This window comes from Ramlibacter pallidus (assembly GCF_015070875.1).
GTDB lineage: Bacteria > Pseudomonadota > Gammaproteobacteria > Burkholderiales > Burkholderiaceae_C > Ramlibacter > Ramlibacter pallidus.
Genome location: NZ_JADDIV010000001.1, coordinates 607,163 through 627,208, shown reverse-complemented (window position 1 = coordinate 627,208; position 20,046 = coordinate 607,163). Strand labels below are relative to the sequence as shown.

At 69.7% G+C, this 20,046-nt stretch carries 19 protein-coding genes and 2 tRNA genes; 9 read left to right on the top strand and 12 right to left on the bottom strand.

The window, feature by feature from the left end:
- Nucleotides 1-25 precede the first annotated feature (25 nt).
- The 5 genes from IM787_RS03160 to IM787_RS03140 all read right to left on the bottom strand — a co-directional run bounded on the left by IM787_RS03160 (nucleotide 26) and on the right by IM787_RS03140 (nucleotide 4,245).
- On the bottom strand, nucleotides 26-1,006 hold the full coding sequence (locus IM787_RS03160; protein WP_193675169.1) for a ribose-phosphate pyrophosphokinase: 981 nt from the start codon (nucleotides 1,004-1,006) through the stop codon (nucleotides 26-28).
- Between the two features lie 37 nt (nucleotides 1,007-1,043).
- Nucleotides 1,044-1,120 (bottom strand) — tRNA-Gln (locus IM787_RS03155).
- Between the two features lie 23 nt (nucleotides 1,121-1,143).
- Nucleotides 1,144-2,001 carry a 4-(cytidine 5'-diphospho)-2-C-methyl-D-erythritol kinase gene (ispE, locus tag IM787_RS03150; RefSeq protein WP_193675168.1) on the bottom strand — a complete coding sequence of 286 codons (858 nt, stop codon included), beginning with the start codon at nucleotides 1,999-2,001 and terminating at the stop codon, nucleotides 1,144-1,146.
- Between the two features lie 7 nt (nucleotides 2,002-2,008).
- A complete protein-coding gene (locus IM787_RS03145; protein WP_193675167.1) occupies nucleotides 2,009-2,497 on the bottom strand; it encodes an outer membrane lipoprotein LolB in 489 nt (162 codons plus the stop codon).
- Nucleotides 2,497-4,245, bottom strand: a complete 1,749-nt coding sequence (locus IM787_RS03140; protein ID WP_193675166.1) for a tetratricopeptide repeat protein — start codon at nucleotides 4,243-4,245, stop codon at nucleotides 2,497-2,499. Before IM787_RS03140 ends, IM787_RS03145 begins: the two co-directional genes overlap by 1 nt.
- Before the next feature lie 61 nt (nucleotides 4,246-4,306).
- Between IM787_RS03140 and mutM the strand changes: the two genes are divergently transcribed.
- From mutM to mutY, 3 genes are read left to right on the top strand one after another with little or no spacing between them, the layout of a single operon-like run.
- Entirely contained in the window at nucleotides 4,307-5,122 is an 816-nt protein-coding gene (gene mutM / locus IM787_RS03135) for a bifunctional DNA-formamidopyrimidine glycosylase/DNA-(apurinic or apyrimidinic site) lyase (protein ID WP_193675165.1), read from the top strand.
- 48 nt (nucleotides 5,123-5,170) lie between these two features.
- The gene (locus IM787_RS03130) at nucleotides 5,171-7,135 is read left to right on the top strand and encodes a dynamin family protein (protein ID WP_193675164.1); all 1,965 of its coding nucleotides are present in this window, start codon (nucleotides 5,171-5,173) and stop codon (nucleotides 7,133-7,135) included.
- Complete coding sequence (gene mutY, locus IM787_RS03125; protein ID WP_193675163.1) at nucleotides 7,135-8,166, top strand: A/G-specific adenine glycosylase; 1,032 nt, start codon at nucleotides 7,135-7,137, stop codon at nucleotides 8,164-8,166. Before IM787_RS03130 ends, mutY begins: the two co-directional genes overlap by 1 nt.
- Here mutY and rapZ read toward each other — a convergent pair.
- The 3 genes from rapZ to IM787_RS03110 are packed head-to-tail and all read right to left on the bottom strand — an operon-like array spanning nucleotide 8,163 to nucleotide 11,602.
- Nucleotides 8,163-9,035, bottom strand: a complete 873-nt coding sequence (gene rapZ, locus IM787_RS03120) for an RNase adapter RapZ (RefSeq protein WP_193675162.1) — start codon at nucleotides 9,033-9,035, stop codon at nucleotides 8,163-8,165. The two genes, mutY and rapZ, sit on opposite strands and share 4 nt — an antisense overlap.
- A gap of 5 nt (nucleotides 9,036-9,040) precedes the next feature.
- Nucleotides 9,041-10,702, bottom strand: coding sequence for a DNA repair protein RecN (gene recN / locus IM787_RS03115; RefSeq protein WP_193675161.1), 1,662 nt, complete (start codon nucleotides 10,700-10,702; stop codon nucleotides 9,041-9,043).
- A 3-nt stretch (nucleotides 10,703-10,705) separates the two neighbouring features.
- Nucleotides 10,706-11,602 carry an NAD kinase gene (locus tag IM787_RS03110; RefSeq protein WP_193675160.1) on the bottom strand — a complete coding sequence of 299 codons (897 nt, stop codon included), beginning with the start codon at nucleotides 11,600-11,602 and terminating at the stop codon, nucleotides 10,706-10,708.
- 46 nt (nucleotides 11,603-11,648) lie between these two features.
- Here IM787_RS03110 and hrcA point away from each other — a divergent pair, with 46 nt between their 5' ends.
- On the top strand, nucleotides 11,649-12,656 hold the full coding sequence (gene hrcA / locus IM787_RS03105; RefSeq protein WP_193675159.1) for a heat-inducible transcriptional repressor HrcA: 1,008 nt from the start codon (nucleotides 11,649-11,651) through the stop codon (nucleotides 12,654-12,656).
- An 89-nt stretch (nucleotides 12,657-12,745) separates the two neighbouring features.
- Nucleotides 12,746-12,822: transfer RNA gene (locus IM787_RS03100), tRNA-Ile, on the top strand.
- Nucleotides 12,823-13,167: 345 nt separating this feature from the next.
- On the opposite strand, the gene IM787_RS03095 is transcribed toward IM787_RS03100, so the two are convergent.
- On the bottom strand, nucleotides 13,168-13,635 hold the full coding sequence (locus IM787_RS03095) for a RidA family protein (RefSeq protein ID WP_193675158.1): 468 nt from the start codon (nucleotides 13,633-13,635) through the stop codon (nucleotides 13,168-13,170).
- A 370-nt stretch (nucleotides 13,636-14,005) separates the two neighbouring features.
- On the opposite strand from IM787_RS03095, the gene IM787_RS03090 reads away from it, so the two are divergent.
- Nucleotides 14,006-14,860, top strand: coding sequence for a helix-turn-helix domain-containing protein (locus tag IM787_RS03090; protein ID WP_193675157.1), 855 nt, complete (start codon nucleotides 14,006-14,008; stop codon nucleotides 14,858-14,860).
- A 68-nt stretch (nucleotides 14,861-14,928) separates the two neighbouring features.
- The gene (locus tag IM787_RS03085) at nucleotides 14,929-15,465 is read left to right on the top strand and encodes an SRPBCC family protein (protein WP_193675156.1); all 537 of its coding nucleotides are present in this window, start codon (nucleotides 14,929-14,931) and stop codon (nucleotides 15,463-15,465) included.
- Here IM787_RS03085 and IM787_RS03080 read toward each other — a convergent pair.
- Nucleotides 15,462-15,602, bottom strand: coding sequence for a hypothetical protein (locus tag IM787_RS03080; RefSeq protein ID WP_193675155.1), 141 nt, complete (start codon nucleotides 15,600-15,602; stop codon nucleotides 15,462-15,464). The genes IM787_RS03085 and IM787_RS03080 overlap by 4 nt on opposite strands.
- A 193-nt stretch (nucleotides 15,603-15,795) precedes the next feature.
- Between IM787_RS03080 and IM787_RS03075 the strand changes: the two genes are divergently transcribed.
- Both IM787_RS03075 and IM787_RS03070 read left to right on the top strand, forming a co-directional pair.
- Nucleotides 15,796-17,421 carry an Ig-like domain-containing domain gene (locus tag IM787_RS03075; protein WP_193675154.1) on the top strand — a complete coding sequence of 542 codons (1,626 nt, stop codon included), beginning with the start codon at nucleotides 15,796-15,798 and terminating at the stop codon, nucleotides 17,419-17,421.
- A 33-nt stretch (nucleotides 17,422-17,454) separates the two neighbouring features.
- The gene (locus IM787_RS03070; protein ID WP_193675153.1) at nucleotides 17,455-17,916 is read left to right on the top strand and encodes a hypothetical protein; all 462 of its coding nucleotides are present in this window, start codon (nucleotides 17,455-17,457) and stop codon (nucleotides 17,914-17,916) included.
- A gap of 15 nt (nucleotides 17,917-17,931) precedes the next feature.
- Here IM787_RS03070 and IM787_RS03065 read toward each other — a convergent pair whose 3' ends face one another.
- Nucleotides 17,932-18,378: a GAF domain-containing protein gene (locus IM787_RS03065; protein ID WP_193675152.1), complete on the bottom strand. Its 447-nt coding sequence runs from the start codon at nucleotides 18,376-18,378 to the stop codon at nucleotides 17,932-17,934.
- 50 nt (nucleotides 18,379-18,428) lie between these two features.
- Nucleotides 18,429-20,015: a methyl-accepting chemotaxis protein gene (locus tag IM787_RS03060; protein ID WP_193675151.1), complete on the bottom strand. Its 1,587-nt coding sequence runs from the start codon at nucleotides 20,013-20,015 to the stop codon at nucleotides 18,429-18,431.
- Nucleotides 20,016-20,046: the final 31 nt, after the last annotated feature.

The window sequence follows — 20,046 nt, the reverse complement described above, 5'->3', positions numbered from 1 at the left end:
ATGCCCCCGCGAAGGGGCGGCGAACTCAGAACAGGTTGACCTGGTCCGAGAAGAGGGACATCACGGACTCGCCCTTGGCGATGCGCTGGATCGTCTCTGCGACCAGCGGCGCGACCGTGAGCTGGCGGATCTTGGCGCAACCGCGCGCGTTGTCCGACAGGGGGATCGTGTTCGTGACCACCACCTCGTCGAGCGCGTCGCCCTTGGCGATGCGTTCGATGGCGGGGCCCGAGAAGATCGGGTGCGTGCAGTACGCGTAGACGTTCTTGGCGCCGCGTTCCTTCAGCACCTCGGCCGCCTTCACCAGCGTGCCGGCGGTGTCGATCATGTCGTCCATGATCACGCAGTTGCGGCCTTCGATCTCGCCGATGACGTGCATCACTTCCGAGACGTTCGCCTTCGGGCGGCGCTTGTCGATGATGGCGAGGTCGGTGTTCAGCTGCTTGGCCAGCGCGCGGGCGCGCACCACGCCGCCGACGTCCGGCGACACGACGATCAGGTCGTCGTAGTTCTTCTGCCGCAGGTCGCCCAGCAGCACCGGGGACGCGTAGATGTTGTCCACCGGGATGTCGAAGAAGCCCTGGATCTGGTCGGCGTGCAGGTCCATCGTCAGCACGCGCGCCACGCCCACCGTTTCCAGCAGGTTGGCCACCACCTTGGCCGAGATCGGCACGCGGCTCGAACGCGGGCGGCGGTCCTGGCGGGCGTAGCCGAAGTACGGGATCACGGCGCTGATGCGTTCGGCCGAGGCGCGCTTGAGCGCGTCGACCATGATCAGCAGCTCCATCAGGTTCTCGTTGGTCGGGGCGCAGGTGGACTGCACCACGAAGACGTCCCGGGCCCGCACGTTGGTGTTGATCTCCACGGTCACCTCGCCGTCGGAGAAGCGGCTGACCGAGGCGGCCCCGAGCGAGATGCCCAGGTGGCCGGCGATCTCTTCCGCCAATGCCGGGTTGGCATTGCCGGTGAACACCATGAAATCGGGAGTGGGAGGAGATACCTGCATGAGGAACGCTTCGGCCTTGTGACCCAACTAAACGGTTTGGCAGGGGAGGAAGGACTCGAACCCTCGCATGCCGGAATCAAAATCCGGTGCCTTAACCAACTTGGCGACTCCCCTACACGGGTCCGTGGCCGAAAAAATCAGCCCCGAACCGAATCGTCGCTGGGTGCCCATCCCACCAGGGGATGAACCTCCAAATTGCCACATTCCTTGACCACCCAGCCCGCCGGGGCCTGCACCGGGCGGTGACCCGGCGGCAACAGCGCGAAGACCGCGCTGCCCGAGCCGGTCATCCGGCCTCGCAAGCCCTGCGAACCCAGCCATTGCAGGGCCTGTTCCACATCGGGACAGATCCGCCTGGCCACCGGTTCCAGGTCGTTGTGACCAAAACCGTAGGGGTTTGCAGCAAAGCCCGAGATTGTAGCACTGCCCGTGTCCCGTTTCAGCACGGGGTCGTTGAAGATGTCCCTGGTCGCCAGGCCGCGCGGTGGCTTCGCCACCACGAAACGCGCGCTCGGCAGCGCCAGCGGCGTGATCCGCTCGCCGATGCCTTCCACCCAGGCGTTGCGGCCGCGCAGGAAGAAGGGCACGTCGGCACCCAGCGCCAGGCCGATCTTTTCCAGGGCGGGCAGCGGCAGCCCGGTCTGCCAGAGCCGGTTGAGCGCCAGCAGGCAGCTCGCCGCGTCGGAGGAGCCGCCGCCCAGCCCGGCTTCGGCCGGCAGCCGCTTCTCGATGGCGACGTGCGCACCGTGCGACGTGCCGGTGGCCTGCTGGAGCGCGCGTGCGGCGCGCAACACCAGGTCGTCGGCCGGCAGCGGCGCCGCCAGGTCTTCGCGGCTCAGCTGGCCGCCCGGGCGCAGTTCGAAATGCAGGGTGTCGTGCCAGTCCAGCAGCATGAAGGCGGACTGCAGCAGGTGGTACCCGTCGGGCCTGCGGCCCGTGACGTGCAGGAAGAGGTTCAGCTTGGCCGGGGCGGGGACGTCGTGCAGTGCGCGCACCGCGGCCTCAACGTTCGAAGACCACCCGCAGGTCGGCGGCCGGCGGCGGTTCGCTGCGCTGCGCGCGCAAGCGGCCTTCGGCGACCTGCGTCACGTCGGCCTGCCAGCCGGCCACGGGCGTGGGCCGGCCCGCCAGCCAGTCGAAGAGCGCGGCGATCGGCAGCGGCGCGCCGGTGGCTTCCTGCGCCAGCGCTTCCAGCGAGGGGAACTGCCGCGTGCTGCCGTTGGACTGGCGCAGCGTCGCCGTGCCGGGCGACCAGGACAGCGCGGCCAGCGTGCCACCGAGCGGGTTGAACAGGGTGAGCTCGCCCGTCTCGGGCGCGCCTTTGAGCTCGAAGCCGGCGGAAAAGGACTGGCTCGCCTGGCCTTCGACCGTCAGCGCGAGCCGGCCGGCCCACGCCTGGACGCCGGGGGCCGCGGGCGTGCGTTGCGGGGTGGCGCAGCCGGCGAGGAAAAGGGCGCACAGCAGCGCCCAGGCCGCGTGGCGCAGGCGCATCACGGACGCACCCTCAGCCGCTTCAAGGTTTCCTGCAGCGTTTCGTTCTCCGCATTCAGCAACAAGCCCTCGCGCCAGATCGACTGGGCCTGCTCGCGCTGGCCCAGGCTCCACAGCACCTCGCCCAGGTGCGCGGCGATCTCGGGATCCGGCTTGTCCTTGTAGGCGCCCTGCAGGATGCGCAGCGCCTCGACGCGGTTGCCCATGCGGAACTCGACCCAGCCCAGGCTGTCGGTGATGAAGGGATCGCCGGGCGCGTACTCCAGCGCCTTCTGGATCAGCTGCTTGGCTTCCGGCAGGCGCTGGTTGCGTTCGGCCAGGGAGAAGCCCAGCGCGTTGTACGCGTGGTGGTAGTCCGGCTTCTTCGCGATGATCTCGCGCAGCAGCCTTTCCATGCCCGCGAAGTCGCCCAGCTTCTCGGCCATCATGGCCTGGTCATAGGCGAGATCCGCATCCGACGGGTCCTTCGCCAGCGCCTGGGCGAGCAGGTCGAAAGCCGGCTTGTACTGCTTGTTGTCGCGCAGCAGCTGCACTTCGGCCATCACCTTCATGCGCGCGTCGGCGGGCGTGCGTTCCGGCAGGGCGCGGATCAGGTTGCGGGCCTCGTCCATGCGGCCCTGGCGGGCCAGGATGGAGGCGCGCCGGTTCTGCGCCTGCACGAGGTCCTGCGAATTCTCGATGCGGTCCAGCCACGCGCCGGCCTGCGCGAAGTCACGGCGCTTCTCGGCGATCTGGGCAAGCGACAGGAAGGCTTGCGCCTGCCCGCGGCTGCGTTCCTCGCCGGACTGGGCCTGCGACAGCTCCAGGTATTTCTTCAGCGCCGCTTCGGCCGGCGCGAGCTGGTTGTCCTGTACCAGCAGCGTGCCCTGCGCCAGCCAGCCTTCGGGAAAGTCCGGCCGCTCGCGGGTGATCACCTGCAGCTGCGCCAGCGCTTCGGCCTGCCGGTTCGCATCCAGCAGCGCCCGTGCGTACGCCATGCGCATTTCGGGCAGCGGCGTGCCTTCCATGTACTTGCGCACCAGCGCTTCGGCCTGCGGCTGCTTCGGCTCCATCATCTCGAGGGCCAGCAGGGCCGGTCCTTCGGACTTCACGTCCAGCGCCTGGCCCCGGCGCGCGGCCTCCAGCGCGCCCGCGGTGTCCGCGGCGCCCAGGCGCAGCCGGCCCACGGCCGCCCATGCCGCGGCGCCGGTCTCCGGCTTGTTCAGCCAGTCGGCCAGGCCCTGTTCGACGATGGCGGCAGCCTGCTTCTTGTCGGCGGCGCGCCCGTAGGTCCGCGCCAGCGAGGTGATGATGGCCGGCCGGTCGGTGGCCGGCGACAGGGCGATCTCGGCGCGCAGCGGCTCCAGGCTTTCGGGCAGCCGGTTCAGGGCCACCAGGATCTGCAGCACGTAGCGGTTCGCCTCGCGCGATTGCGGCTGGGCCTGCTTCCATGCGCGGGCGGCGGTCAGCGCGCCTTCGCCGGAGCGGGCCTGGAAGGCCATCTCCACGGCACGCTGGTACAGCGCGGGGTCGTTCGTCTTGCGGGCGGCATCGAGGATCAGCGCGAAGCCGGCGCCCGGCTCCTCGCCGCGTACCGTCAGTTCGCCGAGCAGCAGCTGGTAGAACAGCGCCGCGTCCAGCCCGCTGCTGGCGTTTTCCTGCACGGTGCTCGCGGGCGTGGCGGAGCCGGCGGGCTGCGCGAACAGGGGGGTGCTGGCCGCGCACCAGGCAAGGAGCGCGGTGAGCGCCGACTGACGGAATCGCATCATCGAACCATGATACTTTGTCGTCCCCTCCAGCCGCGCCACGCCGCGGATCCATTCCTGTCGCATGCCTGAATTGCCCGAAGTCGAGGTCACGCGCCTCAGTTTTGCCGACCGCATCGTGGGGGCGCGGGTGCAGGCCGTGCGCATGGGCAAGCCGCTGCGCTGGCCGCTCGGCTGCGATCCGCAGGCGCTCGTCGGCCGCACGGTGCGCGCGGTGCGCCGCCGGGGCAAGTACCTGCTGCTGGACCTGGACGAGGGCGTCCTCCTGCTGCACCTGGGCATGTCCGGCAGCCTGCGCTTCGACGCCGCGATGCCGGAGGCCGCGCTGCACGACCACTTCGACCTGGTCACCAGCCGCGGCGTGCTGCGGCTGAACGACCCGCGCCGCTTCGGCGCCGTGGTGCATTGCGCGGGCGAGGCGGCGCCGGAGGCCGTCAAGCTGCTCGGGGGGCTGGGCGTCGAACCGCTGGACGAGGGCTTCGACCCGGCGGCCTTCCACGCGGCGCTGAAGAAGCGCAAGGCGCCGATCAAGCAGGTGCTGCTGGCCGGCGACGTGGTGGTGGGCGTGGGCAACATCTACGCCTCGGAGGCGCTGTTCCTGGCCGGCATCCGCCCCACGCTGCCGGCGGCGCGCATCAGCCGGCCGCGCGCCGCGCGCCTGCATGCCGCCATCCGCGAGGTGCTGGCCCGTGCCGTGGCCAAGGGTGGCAGCACGCTGCGGGACTTCTCCAACGCCGACGGCCAGGCCGGCTACTTCCAGCTGGAAGCCATGGTCTACGACCGTGCCGGCGAGCCGTGCCGGGTGTGCAAAACGCCCATCCGCATGATCCGGCAGGGACAACGCGCAACGTATTACTGCCCGCACTGCCAGAAAAACTGATCCGTGGGAAGGGCCGATGCTATAGTCATCGCGAGGTCTTGGGACTAAGTGGCTACTTCCTTCAACGAGCAATTCGACCAGCACGGCGCATGGCGGCGCGAGTTCGCCCTGCGGCTGAAACTCCTGTCCGAGTGGTTGAAGGACCACGACCTGATCGACAGCGCCGTCGAAGAGCGGCTGCGCCGGCTGGAAAGCCAGATGCGCACCGACAAGGTCATGGTGGCCTTCGTCGCCGAGTTCTCGCGCGGCAAGTCGGAGCTGATCAACGCGATCTTCTTCGCCGGCTACAAGCGCCGCATCATGCCGGCCAGCGCCGGGCGCACGACGATGTGCCCGACCGAGCTGGGCTACGACTCCGAAGTGCCGCCCTGCCTGCGGCTGCTGCCCATCGAAACGCGCCTGCAGACGCAGCCGCTGATGGAGTGGCGCATGGTGCCGGAGAAGTGGCACCGGGTGGACCTGGACGTCAACGATCCCGCGCAGCTGGCCGAAGCCTTCGAGAAGGTTTCCGAGATCAACCGCGTGACGCTCGAACAGGCGCGCGCCCTCGGCTTCTGGCACGACGACGCGCCCGAGGACAACCCGATGATGGGGGCCGACGGGCTGGTCGAAGTGCCGCGCTGGCGCCACGCCCTGATCAACATCGCCCACCCGCTGTTGAAGCAGGGGCTGGTGATCCTGGACACCCCCGGCCTGAACGCCATCGGCGCCGAGCCGGAACTGACCGTCAACCTGATCCCGCAGGCGCACGCGGTGGTGTTCATCCTGGCCGCCGACACCGGCGTGACCAAGTCCGACCTGGCGATCTGGCGCGAGCACCTGATCGCCGAGGACGAAGGCGCCGATTCGCGCCTGGTCGTCCTGAACAAGATCGACACCATGTGGGACGCGCTCAGCACGCCCGCACAGGTGCAGGCGCAGATCGACCGCCAGCGCAGCACGACGGCCGAGATCCTCGGGCTGCAGGAACACCAGGTGATCCCGGTGTCCGGCCAGAAGGGCCTGGTCGCCAAGGTCAACAACAACGCCGAACTGCTCAAGGCCAGCCAGCTGCCGGTGCTGGAACAGGCGCTCGCCAACGGCGTGATGGGGCAGCGGCAGAAGATCCTGCGCGGCTCCGTCGGCACCAACATCAGCGAACTGCGCACGGAAGCCATGCGCGTGCTGGGCATCCGCCGGCGCGACCTCGCCGAGCAGATGGTGGAGTTGAAGGGCCTGCGCGGCAAGAACATCTCCGTCATCAAGCACATGCGCGCGCGCATCGAGCAGGAGCAGGCCGACTTCGACGCCAGCGGCGCGAAGATCCACGCCGTGCGCTCGGTGCACCTGAAGCTGCTGCGCGACGTGTTCAACCTGCTGGGCACGGCGACGCTCAAGTCCGAGATGGCCGAACTCACGACCGCACTGCGCACCCCCGGCCTGAAGCTGGGCGTGCGCAAGGCGTACTCGCAGACCTTCGACCGCTTGCGCGAAGGCCTGCGCAAGGCCGAAAAGGTGAGCGGCGAGATCCAGACCATGCTGACGGGCACCTTCCGCCAGCTGAACGCCGAGTACGGCTTCTCGCTGCAGGCGCCGCGCGAACCGGACCTGGCCCGCTACGAACGCGACCTCGACCTGGTCGAGCGCAGCCACAACCAGTACCTGGGCGTGAGCAACGCGCTGCGCCTGGCGCAGCCCGAGTTCGCAGACCGCCTGGTCCGCGCGCTGGCCACCCGCCTGCGCGTGATCTACGAATCCGCGCTGGGCGAAGTGGAGCTGTGGAACAAGTCGGCTGCCGCGCAGCTCGATGCGCAGCTGCGCGAACGCCGCCGCAACTTCGGCCGGCGGCTGGAGGCGATCGAACGCATCCAGCAGGCGGCCAGTGGCCTCGACGACCGCATCGCCGAAATCCAGTCGCAGGAAAACGCGCTCGACTCGCTCGACGCCAAGCTGGCCGAGCTGACCACGCACCTGACGAACAGCTCGATGGCGGCGCGCAACGCGCACGCCGAAGCGCTCAAGACGGCGGCCTGATGGCGCTCCCGGCGGGTTTCGCCGGCCGGGTCGTGCAGTGGCAGCGCACCCACGGCCGCAACGCACTTCCCTGGCAGAACACGCGCGACCCGTACCGGGTCTGGCTCTCCGAGATCATGCTGCAGCAGACGCAGGTGGCGGCGGTGCTGGGCTACTACGAACGCTTCCTCGCACGCTTCCCCGACGTGCAGGCCCTCGCCGCCGCGCCGCTGGACGACGTGCTGGCGCTGTGGGGCGGCCTGGGCTACTACAGCCGCGCGCGCAACCTGCACCGCTGCGCGCAGGACGTCGTGGCCCTGCACGGCGGCGCCTTCCCGCGAACCGCCGAAGTGCTGCAGACGCTGCCCGGCATCGGGCCATCCACCGCGGCGGCGATCGCCTCGTTCTGCTTCGGCGAGCGCGCCGCCATCCTGGATGGCAACGTCAAGCGGGTGCTCACGCGCGTGCTCGCCTTCGGCGCGGACCTGAGCGCCGGCGCCAACGAGCGGGCACTGTGGGACCACGCGCGCGCCCTGCTGCCCGATCGCGACCTGCAGGAAAGCATGCCGCGCTACACGCAGGGCCTGATGGACATCGGCGCGACGGTCTGCCTGCCGCGCAACCCCAGCTGCCTGATCTGCCCCGTGCAGCCGCTGTGCGCCGCGGCCGCGGCGGGCAATCCGACGGACTACCCCGTGAAGACGCGCAAGTCGAAGCGCAGCGCGGAGTCGCTGTGGCTGCTGCACGCGCAGGCGGGCGATGGTTCGGTGTGGCTGCAGAGGCGGCCGACGCCGGGTGTGTGGGCGGGGCTCTATTGCCTGCCGGTGTTCGGCAGCCGCGATGCGCTCGATGCCTTGCTGCCGGCGGCCACACGCGTTCGCGAAGTGGAGCCTTTCGTGCACGTGCTCACGCACAAGGACCTGCACCTCCACCCGGTGCAGGCCGTGCTGCCGCGCGAGTGGGCGCCTGCCGAAGGCAAGTGGTTCACCGCGGGCGAATGGCCAGCGCTCGGACTGCCGTCGCCGGTGCGCCGCTTCCTCGAGAACGCCTAGGTCTTGCCCAGCTCCCGGTGGCGCTTGAGCGTCGTCCACTGGCCGCCGAACTCCTCCGCCAGCTTCTCCACCAGGTACACCGAGCGGTGCTGGCCCCCGGTGCAGCCGATGGCGACCGTCACGTAGCTGCGGTGGTTCTGCGCCAGCGGCTCCAGCCAGTGGTCGAGGAAGGACGCGATGTCCGCGTACATGTCCTGCACCTGCTCGCTGGCCGCCAGGTACTCGGCCACCGGCGCGTCGCGCCCGGTCAGGTCGCGCAGCTCCGGCTCGTAGTGCGGGTTGGGCAGCATGCGCACGTCGAAGATGTAGTCGGCGTCGACCGGGATGCCGCGCTTGAAGGCGAAGGATTCGAACACCAGCGTCAGCTGGGCGTGCGGCGCGGAGAGCAGGGCCTTCACGTAGTCCTGCAGCTGCGACGCGCGCAGCACGCTGGTGTCGATCACGTGCGCGTGCTCGCGCAACTCCGCCAGCTCCTCGCGCTCCAGTTCGATGGCTTCCACCAGCGCGCGGTGCAGGTCGGCCCCGGTCTCGCTGATGGACTTCGACAGCGGATGGCGCCGGCGCGTCTCGGAGAAGCGGCGCACCAGCGTGTCGGTGGTCGCATCCAGGAACAGGGGCCGCACGGCCACGCCGCGCTCCATCAGCTCGCGCAGTTGCGCCGGCACCTGCGGCAGCGAGGTGCCGCTGCGCACGTCCATCGCGATCGCCACGCGCCGCCGTGTCTCCTGGTGCTGCAGGTCGACGAAGGACAGCAGCAGCTCCGGCGGCAGGTTGTCGACGCAGAAGTAGCCCGCGTCCTCCAGCGCGCGGAGCGCCACCGACTTGCCGGAGCCGGACATTCCGGTGATGAGGACCAGTTCGAGGGCCATGCCGGTCAGCTTCCCGCCGCTGCGGCGTCGCCGAGCATTTCCTTGGCGTGCGCCAGCGTCGTGCCCGACAGGCGCTCGCCGCCCAGCATGCGCGCGATCTCGGCCACGCGCTTCTCGCCTTCAACCGGCGCGACCGAACTGGCGACGCCCTTGCCTTCGGCCTGCTTCGCCACGACCAGGTGGTGGTCGGCGCAGGCGGCGACCTGCGGCAGGTGCGTCACGGCCAGCACCTGGCGGTCGCGTCCCAGCTGCTTCATCAGGCGGCCCACCGTCTCGGCGACGGCGCCGCCGACACCGGAGTCGACCTCGTCGAAGATCAGCGTCTGCGCGGTGCCGATGCGGCTGGTGGTGACGGCGATCGCCAACGCGATCCGCGAGAGCTCGCCGCCCGACGCCACCTTGCCGACGGGCCGCGGCGTGCTGCCCGCATGGCCGGCCACCAGGAAAGCCACTTCCTCCAGCCCGTGCGCCGTCGGGCTTTCCAGCTTCTCCAGCGCGATCTCGAAGCGGCCGCCCTGCATGCCCAGGCCCTGCATCGCCAGCGTGACCGCCTTGGCGAGCTGCGGCGCGGCCTTGGCGCGTGCCTTGGACAGCGAACGCGCTTCGGCCAGGAAGGCGTCGGCCTGCTTCTTCTCGGCCGCCTCCAGCGCGGCCAGGTCGGCGGCGGCGTCGAGGCGGGCCAGTTCGTCCTTCCAGGAGGCGAGCAGCGCCGGCAGTTCCGGCGGCGTGCGCTTGTAGCGGCGCGCCAGCGACAGCCAGGACGACATGCGCTCGTCCAGTTCCGCCAGCCTCTCGGGGTCGAGGTCGGTCTTGCGCAGGTAGGTGTGCAGCGAATGGGACGCGTCTTCCATCTGCGCCAGGCTGGAGGCCAGCACTTCGGCGATCTCGCGGAACTGCGGCTCCAGGTGTTCCTGGTCGCGCAGCGCTTCCAGTGCCTGCGAGAGGCTGCCGCGGGCGCTGCCGTCCTCGCCGTCCAGCAGCTGCTGGGCCGACTGCGCGGCATCCATCAACGCCTGGGCGTGCGACAGGCGCGTGTGGCCGGCGTTCAGTTCGTCCCACTCGTCCGCGCCGGGCGCGAGCTTGTCGACTTCGCCGATCTGCCAGGCGAGGCGCTCGCGTTCGCGCTGCAGCGAGTCTTGCGCGCTGCGGGCGTCGGCCAGCGTCTTCTGCGCGGCGCGCCAGGCGGACCACAGTTGTTCCAGCCGCGCGGTGTCCAGCCCCGCATAGCCATCGAGCAGCACCCGCACGGAGGCCGGCCGAGTCAGGCTCTGCCAGGCGTGCTGGCCGTGGATGTCGACCAGCTGTTCGCCCACTTCGCGCAGCTGCGTGGCCGTGGCGGCGCTGCCGTTGATCCAGGCGCGGCTCTTGCCGGCGGCGTCGATGCTCCGGCGCAGCAGCAGGGTGTCTTCGGCATCGAAGCCGGCTTCCTGCAGCCAAGGGCGCAGCGAGGCGGGCAGGTCGAATTCGGCGCTGATCTCGGTGCGGGCGGCGCCTTCGCGTACCACGGTGGATTCGGCGCGCGCACCCAGGGCGAGCTGCAGGGCGTCGACCAGGATGGACTTGCCGGCGCCGGTTTCGCCGGTCAGCACGGAAAAGCCGTCCGCGAGCTCCAGTTCGAGCTCGCGGACGATCACGAAATCGCGCAATGCAATACGTTTCAAGCTCATTGCCTAAACCCCGCCCTCGTTCCAGTGCAGCTTGCGCCGCAGCGTGTCGAAGTAGGTCCAGCCCTTGGGATGCAGGAAGCGTACCTTGTGCTGCGAGCGCCGCACGGTGATGCGGTCACCGTGCTGCAGTGAAGCCAGGGACTGCATGTCGAAATTGGCGCTGGCATCGCGGCCGGCCACCAGTTCGATCACGATCTCCACGCTGTCCGGCAGCACGATCGGCCGGTTCGACAGCGTGTGCGGCGCGATCGGCACCAGCACCCAGCCGGGGTTGGACGGGTGCAGCAGGGGGCCGCCGGCCGAGAGGGCATAGGCGCTGGAGCCGGTGGGCGAGGCGACGATCAGGCCGTCGGCACGCTGGCGGGCGACGAAACGGCCGTCCACCTCCACCTTCAGTTCCACCATGCCGGAGGTCGCGCCGCGGTTCACCACCACGTCGTTCATGGCCTGCGCCTCGAACACGGTGTTGCCGTCGCGCAGCACGCTGGCCTGCATCAGGGTGCGGGGGTCCTCGTCGTATTCGCCGGCCAGCATGGGCGGCAGCACGGTGCGGAACTGGTCCAGCGGGATGTCGGTGATGAAACCCAGCCGGCCCTGGTTGATGCCGATCAGGGGCACGTCGTGGCGGGCGAGCTGCCGGCCGATGCCCAGCATGGTGCCGTCGCCGCCCACCACCAGGCCCAGGTCGCATTCCGCGCCGATGGTGGCGATGTCCGCGGTGGGGAAGCCCGTGATGTCGGCATTGGCGGCCGTGTCGTCCTCCACCACCACCCCGCAGCCCTGGTCCGCCAGGAAACGCGCGATGTCCCCCAGCGCCGCACGGCTCGAGGCGGCCATCGCCGGCGCTGGCGCGGCGTGGTACTTGCCGAACAGACCAACCTGCCGGAAGATGGGATTCATCTTCAAATTACATCATTAAAATCGGCAGGCAGTCCCCCGCATCCCCATGAAGCTCGACGACCGCGCCAAGCTGTTGCTGAAAGCCCTGATCGAGCGCTACATCGCCGAGGGGCAACCCGTGGGTTCGCGCACCCTTTCCCGCGCCTCGGGCCTGGAGCTCTCCCCGGCCACGATTCGTAACGTGATGTCCGACCTGGAGGAGCTGGGGCTGGTCGCCAGCCCGCACACCTCCGCCGGCCGCATTCCCACCGCGCGCGGCTACCGCCTGTTCGTCGACACCATGCTCACGGCGCGCCGCGAGTCGCTGTCGGCGCCGGTCTCGCTGCCGCCCGACCAGCCGCAGCGGGTGATCGCCAACGCCGCGCACATGCTGTCGAACATGTCGCAGTTCGTCGGCGTGGTGGTGGCGCCGCGGCGCAGCTCGGTCTTTCGCCACATCGAATTCCTGCGCCTGTCGGAAAAGCGCTTCCTGGTCATCATCGTGTCGCCCGAAGGCGACGTGCAGAACCGCGTGGTGCACACCGCGGCCGACTACACGCAGTCGCAGCTGGCCGAAGCCGCCAACTACCTGAACGCGAACTACGCCGGTCTCACCATCGAGGCGGTGCGCGAGCGCCTGAAGAACGAGGTCGACGAGCTGCGCGGCGAGATCGTCACGCTCATGCAGACCGCGGTGGAAGCCAGTTCCGAAGCGCTGCAGCAGGACCAGGACGAGGTCGTCATCTCCGGCGAACGCAACCTGCTGGCCGTGAGCGACTTCTCCAGCGACATGACGCACCTGCGCCGCGCCTTCGAACTGTTCGAGCAGAAGACGCAGCTGATGCGCCTGCTGGACGTCTCCAGCCAGGCCGAAGGCGTGCGCATCTTCATCGGCGGCGAAAGCCAGATCGTGCCCTTCGAGGAACTGTCCGTGGTGAGCGCGCCCTACGAGGTGGACGGCCAGGTGGTCGGCACCCTGGGCGTGATCGGCCCGACGCGCATGGCCTACGACCGGATGATCCAGATCGTGGACATCACGTCGAAGCTGGTGACGAATGCGCTGAGCCACAAGTGAACGTCACCCCCGCGGAGGCGGGGATCCAGGGCTCCCATGTCTCCCATGTCGGGAGCGCCAGCGACACCCGCCCTACAATCCCCGCAGGCGGGCCGTTAGCTCAGTTGGTCAGAGCAGGGGACTCATAATCCCTTGGTCGCTGGTTCAAGTCCAGCACGGCCTACCACGGCAACCCTGCCGCTTGCGATCATGACGTCGGGCTAACTTCACCCGACATGCAAACCGTATCCGCCCAGGCACGCTCCAGGCGAACTGCGGCGCGCAACCTTTCCAACAGGTGTCGCCGGCTGCGCAGCGGTGTGACCGGCTCCGAGGCGAGCGGCATGGGCACGGTTCGCGCGTCCCAAGACTCCTCTCCTGTGGACGTTCGGTTGGCAGCGGCGGGTCGGAACAACATGGGGCCTCCTGAGATCCCATAGGCTGACACATTCCACAGCAGCGGCCGCTAGCGATTGGCCTATGGCTCCTCGCACTCTGGTGTGGCACGCAACCCCAGGCAAGACGCACCGGGCTAGCCATCCCGGGAGAACTCCACCACCGCCCTGAGGATGATGGGAAGCGCGCCGCGCAAGGACGTGGCGCCGAAGACCGATCTCGCGTGGAGTCCCCTCTCGCCGAACACCTCGACCATCAGGTCGGAGCAACCATTCAAGACCTTGGCGTGTTCCTCGAAGTCAGGCTCCGCATTGACGAATCCCTGCACCTCGACGATGCGCACGACGCGCTCGAGCGACCCGAGCTCGGCGTGCATGACCGCCAATACGTCCAGACCGGCCGACCGGGCAAAACGGTAACCCTGCTCCACCGAGAATTCCCGGCCGAGCCTTCCCCTGGGAAGCACCCCGTTCTCGGGCAGTGGTCCTTTCCCCGAGATGAAGAGAAGGTTGCCGGTGCGCACCGCATTGGCGTAGTTCGCCGCCGGCGCGGTGCCCGGCGGCAGGACAATCCCCAAGTCCTTGAGGCGCTGGTCGATGGTCATGGAAGGGACCTCCACGTCACACTTTAGCCGGTCGAACGCGCAGGGCCCGACGCGGCCACGTGCTGCGCGCCTCAGGCGCTGAGGCGCGACGCGCACTCCTGGCGCAAGCGCCGCAGCGCGGCATGCCGCACGTTCGCCGCGACGTGCGCCGCCACCTCGTGCAGGTCGTTCAGCACCTGGGCCGGCAGGCGCAGGGGTCCCCTGCCGCGCAGCTGAACGCGCAGTGCGCGGTGCGCCGATCAGGCGGCGGAGACCCGGGGCAGGTTGGCCTGCGAGTCGGGGACGTCGATGAAGCCGGCGCAAAAGGCGAGCGAACCGCCATGTCGCGTTCTTCCAATCCCTGCGCGTCGCATTCGGCGACACTCGCGCGATGACCCGCGAGCCGCCCGAAACCGATGACACGTGGACCGTCGCCGCCCGGCGCGTCGACGGCCCGCTCGGCGAGCTCGTGACGGGCCTGGTCGCCGTCCATGCGGACCTCCGCCGTCCCCGTTCCATGCTGGCCGTGCCCACCGGCGCCACGGTCGTGCACGTGCATTTCGGCGGCGACGCGCGGCATCCTTCCGACGTCGGCACCAGCCTCTTGAGCGGAATCCGGGGCGAGCCCGCCCGGCGCGACGTGGCCGGGCCTTTCGTGGGCGTCTTCGCCTTGCTCACGCCGCTGGGCGCACTGGAACTCACCTGCGGCCAGGCCATGCAGGGCCAGGCGGACTGCATCGGCCTCGATGCGGTGATCGGCGGACAGGGTTCGCGCGGCCTCTCGCAGGCCGCGCAGGCGGACGCCGGCCTGCACGAGAGCCTCGACCGCGTCGGCCGCTGGCTCGAGTCGTGGTTGCTCCGGCGGCGCGCCATGCCGCCCGCCGCCCTGCGCACTGCGCGCGCCTGCGCGGAGCTGATGCGGGACGGCTGCGGCTCCATCGAGTCGGTGGCCACGAACTACGCCATCACCCGCCGGCAGCTCGAGCGCGACATGCGGCGCTGGATGAACACCACGCCCAAGGGGTTCTCCCATGCGGTGCGGCTGCAGCATGCCTGCCGGCTCGCGGGGCGGGGGCACAAGCTGTCGGAGGTCGCGGCCGGCGCCGGCTATGCGGACCAGGCCCACATGACGCGGGAGTTCCGGCGGCTGACGCAGATGACGCCGGGCGAATTCACGCGCCTGCCTCCGACGCCGCTCTCCATCGCTTTCGGCCGGGCGGACGCCGGCGGGCGCCCTTACGCCTGAAACGCGCGGCGCCCACGCGTCGCGTTCGATCAATACGGGGCCCGGCCCGGCGCGAAAAATCCGCGCCCATGAAGAACACCCGTCATTCCCTCTATGCCGCCCTCGCGGCCTGCCTCCTCGCCTGGTTCCCGTCCGCGCGCGCCGCGGAAAGCATCGTGGCCGTGCGTGCTTCCGTCCTGATCCAGCGCGACCAGGACACGGTCTTCCGCTACGTCTCCGACGTCGAGAACGACATCCACTGGCGCGGCGGCATCGTGAGCATCCGCCGCACGACGCCGGGGCCGGCCCGCGCCGGTGCCCGGACGGAGGAAACGCTGAAGGCCTTCGGCCAGACGCTGGTCACCGTCACGGAGATCACGGAATTCCAGCCGCCGCAGCGCGTGCTCAGCCGCACCGTGCAGGGTCCCGCGCCGGTGGCCGTCGAGCGGACGGTGGCTGCGTCCGGCGAGGGCGCCGTCTTCACCTACGCGTTGCGCAGCGACGTCGGCAACCTGCCGCTGCTCGCCTTCTTCCGTCCGGTGGTGCAGTGGTACTACCAGCGGCAGCTGGAAGGTTTCCTCGAGACGCTGCGCACGCGGCTCGAAGCGGGAGCGCCCGCCCGCTAGTGCCCGAGCACCGAGAAGTCGTTGATCCGGACCTTCACGTACTCCGGCTTCTCCGAGGTGTCCGCCGGCAGCCAGATCCACCCTGGCTTGGTGAACAGGCCGTCCGGGGGCTCCCTCAACTTCCGGGTGACGTCCACGGCCTCCCAGTCGCTTGCCGATTCCTCCGTCGGCCCCGCACCTGGGCGCGAACTATTCGTCCTTTTCGCCGGATGCGACGCGGCAGGCTCGCCGCAGGTGACCTCGGTCACTTCTGGTCGCCCGCCCCGCTCCCGATACTGCGCCGCTGCACTTCCCTTGCCGGAAGTTCGACGACCGCATGCGAAGGAATCCATGAGTCCGCTCTCCCATCCCCAGAAGCGCACGCCCGTGCCCGTGCCATCCGCCAGCCACTGGCGATCAGGCCTTGTCGCGTCCGCGGCATCGCTGTTGCTCGTCGCGTGCGGCGGCAGCGACGGGCCGGCACCGGGGCCGGATGCGGGGGGCCTTTCCATCGTGAGCAGTTCGCCGGCCAACGGTGCGACGGACGTGGACCGGGGGGTTCGCCCGGAACTCACGATGTCGGCCCCCGTGCAGGCGGACACCGTGCAGTTCCTTCTTGAAGGCGCGACGGTGGCTGCAACGGTTTCGGCGAACGGCCGGTACCTGCGCATCTCCCCGGCGGCGCGTCTTGTGCCCGTCGCCAGGTACACCGTGCGGGTCGGCCAGGGTCCGTCGATCAGCTTCACGACCGCCGACGGTGCGTGGGGCGCGCCGCAGTCCCTCGAAGATCGCGTGGATTCCGCCTATGAGCCGCGGGTCGCCGCGGATGCGAGCGGCAATGCGATCGCGGTATGGCGGCAGGCCGATTCGATCGGCAGCATCTGGGCCAGCCGCTACCAGCCGGGCACCGGCTGGAGCACGCCGCAGACCATCGAAGCCGACTCCGGTGTCGCCTACGACCCGGAGATCGCCATGGACGCCGCCGGCAATGCGATCGTCACCTGGCGGCAGTGGAACAGCTCGGTCTACGAGTTGCGCACCAATCGCTACGTGGTGGGCTCCGGCTGGGGCACGGCGCAATTGCTGCAGAACGCGAGCGTGAACGCGCATCGCATCGCCATGAATTCCGGCGGCGAGGCCGTGGCAGTGTGGATCCAGAACGACGGTGCCGAGTCCAACGTGTACGCGAACCGTTTCACGCCTGCGGGCGGTTGGCAAGGCGCGCAGCGGCTCGAGAGCGAACCCAATGCATCGGCCGACCCGGTGGTGGCCCTGGAGCCTTCGGGCCACGCGATCGTCGCATGGCGGCAGCACCAGGCCGGCGGTTCCGGGGTTCATGACGTCTTCGCAGTCGATTCGGGGCGCACGGGCGGCTGGTCGGCGCCCGTCGCCGTCGAGGCAGCCACGCAATCGATCGATCAGCCGATCTCCATCGCCGCCTCTGCCGACGGCAGCTTCTTCCTGGTGTGGGAGCAGGGCCTGCGGGAAGTCTGGGCCAACGGTTTTCGCCCGGGCACGGGCTGGAAAGGGGTCGTCCGCATCAATGGTGATTCCGACAACAACGCGTCGGACCCCAGGGTGGCCATGGACGCGAACGGCGGCGCCGTGGTCGCCTGGATCCAGGATGACGCCTATTCCGACGTCTGGACGCGCCGCTACACGCCGGGCGGCGGCTGGCAGGCGCCCGAGCGCGTGGAAGACCTGGATCGGGATGCATCCCAGGTCCACGTTGCCGTGGACGCACGCGGCAATGCCCTCGTGGTGTGGCGCCAGTACCAGGGTGGGGCGAACGAGGCGGTGTTCGCCGCGCGGCAGGTGGCGGGAAAAGCCTGGACAGGCATCGGCCAGCTGTCGGAGGCGATTTCCGCGACATCGAGCGCCCCATTCGTCGCGATCGACGGAACAGGCAGCGCGGTGGCGGTCTGGGAGCAGACCATCGGCCAGGAATACAACGTGAAGGCCGTCCGGTTCGACTGAGCCTCGATTTCCCTGCATGACGAAGGAAACCCATTGAGAAAAGCAGTACTGGGCGCCGCGCTGGCCGCGGCCGTTTCGCTCGCGGGCCCTGCCCAGGCCCAAGCCGTCCCGAAGGGATGGAAGTTGATGAAGGAATCCGGTGGCACCTGCCAGGTGGCCATCCCCGAGGGCTGGAAGCAGCAGTCGATCATGGGCGAGCCGATGGGTATCGCGAACACGGCCGACAAGAAAAGCTCGGCGGCCGTCAACGGCGTGAAGATGCCGTTCGCGGAGTCCAAGAAGATGATCGTCGGCTCGCTGAAGGTCGAGAAGATGATCGAGGACAGTGCTTCGCGCCACTACTACGAGTTCAGCGGCATCGGCGGCAAGCCCGGCAACCTGAACCTCTACATCGCCATCAAGGGCCCGCGTGGGACGTGCAACGCGCAGGTCTCGGTGCCGAAGTCGGAAGCCGAGACCGGCCGCAAGATCGCCGAGAGCCTCAGCGCCGGCTAGCGGCCGCCTCCGCCGTCAGGGCACGTAGGTGGCGAGGTCCGGCGCCACCTGCTGCATCAGCTCGTACTCCGCGTCGGCGATCGCCTGCGCGGGAAAGTCGAAGTGGCAGAAGGTGCCCACCACCTGGTCGCCGTCGGTGGACAGCGGCAGCCCCACGTACGAGTTCACGATGCCCTGGTAGGGATGCCCTTCGAGCCGGTCGTCGCGCAGGCCGTGGAACCTGAAGTAGCCGTCGCGCAGCACGAACTGGCAGTAGCTGGAGGCGAAGGGCACCTCCAGCAGGTGCTCAGGGACCACTTCGCCCTGCTTGTCGACGATCGCGATGTTGCGCATCACGCCGCCTTCGACCTTGTAGACGGCCGTGAAGCGGTGCGGCACGCGCTGGTTGAGGTAGGCGAGGGCAGGCTGGAGCCCGCCGGTGGCGAGGAGGTGGCGAACCTCTTGGAGGGGTGGCGGATGCATCGGTGGGGGGCCCATCCTACTGCAATGCGCGCCTCCGTTAAGGATTCCGCCTACCTGCCCAGGCGCATCGGCGCGTGTGGCGCCGCGGGGATGCGCAGCACCTGGTGCTGCTGGGCTTGCGCCTGGCCGGCGCGGTTGCGGTAGATCCCGCAGCCGAGCACGATGCCGTCCGCCCCTTCGACGTAGACCGACTTCGGTTCCGTCTGCCCGGTCTTCGGGTTGACGAACTGGTAGTCCACCCAACCGAAGCCGGGGTCCTTCGCCACCTTCAGGATCTCGCGGCCGACCACCTTGCCGTCCGCGTCCATGTCGTCGACGTTGTTGCGGCCGACCACGTTGGGGTCCGGCGCGAAGGCCAGCTGCGTGCCGTCGCCGGCCAGCGCGAAGACGTAATCCTCGCCGCGCACGAAGTCCCCGCGGGGGTCGTTGAAGTCGGCGCAGGCGCGCCGCACGCCGAAGCGGCGCACGTGCTCCACGGCCTGCTTGACCAGCGCGATGACGCGGCCGCGGTCGTCGTTGCGGTCCGTCTTGAATCGGCCGACCACGTCGGCCAGCTGCCTTGCTTCGTGCTGGAAGGATTCGGCCGCGCCGGCCGCCTCCTCCACCAGCGCGGCATTCTGCTGCGTGACCGCATCCACCTGCGCGATGGCCTGGTTGATCTCCTGCACGGCGGCGCTCTGGTCGCGCGAGGCCCGCGCGATCGCGCCCAGCTCCTGCGTGACGGCGGCAACGCTCTCCACCACCTGGCCCATCGTGTGCTCCGCGGCGTCCACCAGCTGCTGGCCGGCCGCGACGTTGCCCACCGATTCGTCGATCAGCGACTTGATCTCCTTGGCCGCCTGCGCGCTGCGCTGCGCCAGGGTGCGCACTTCCGCCGCCACGACGGCGAAGCCGCGGCCCTGGTCGCCGGCCCGCGCGGCTTCGACGGCGGCGTTCAGCGCGAGGATGTTGGTCTGGAAGGCGATGCCCTCGACCGCGCCCAGGATCTCGGCCACGCGCCGCGAGCTCGCCGAGATGCGGTCCATGGTCGCCGCCACCTGCTGCATCTGGCTGGAGGCTTGCGCGGCGACTTCGCGGGACTGGCCGGCGAGATCGTTGGCGCGGTCGCAGCTCTCGGCGTTGCGGCGCGCGCCGGAGGCGAGGTGCTCGATGCCGCTGGCGGTCTCTTCCAGCGACACGGCCTGTTCCTGCGTGCGCTGCGCCAGCTGCGCGTTGCCTTCGGCGATGGTGTACGAGCCGGCCACCACGGCATCTGCGCTGGTGCGCACCTGGCGGACGATGTGCCCCAGCGTGGTGTTCATGCGCAGCACCGATTCCCACAGCCGGCCCGCATCGGTGGTGCCCGGCTGCATGGCGCGCACGTTGTCGATCAGTTCGCCGCTGGCGAGCCGGTCCGTGATGCGCACGATCTGCCCGATGTCGGCGGCGGCGAAGGTGCGCAGCGCCAGCACGCCGTACACGGCGAGCACGCACAGCGCAGCCACCACGACCTGCAGGGCTTGCGGCGTGAGCGCTTCGTGCGCGTACAGGGCCACCATGGCCGGCGCCACGACCAGGGCGCATCCGCCCGCGACGCTGACGCCGGTGGGCAGGTGCCCCAGCACCCAGTGGGCGGGCGCGAACAATGCTCTCGTCATCGCATCTCCTCCTCGGGCCGGCAGGGCCGGC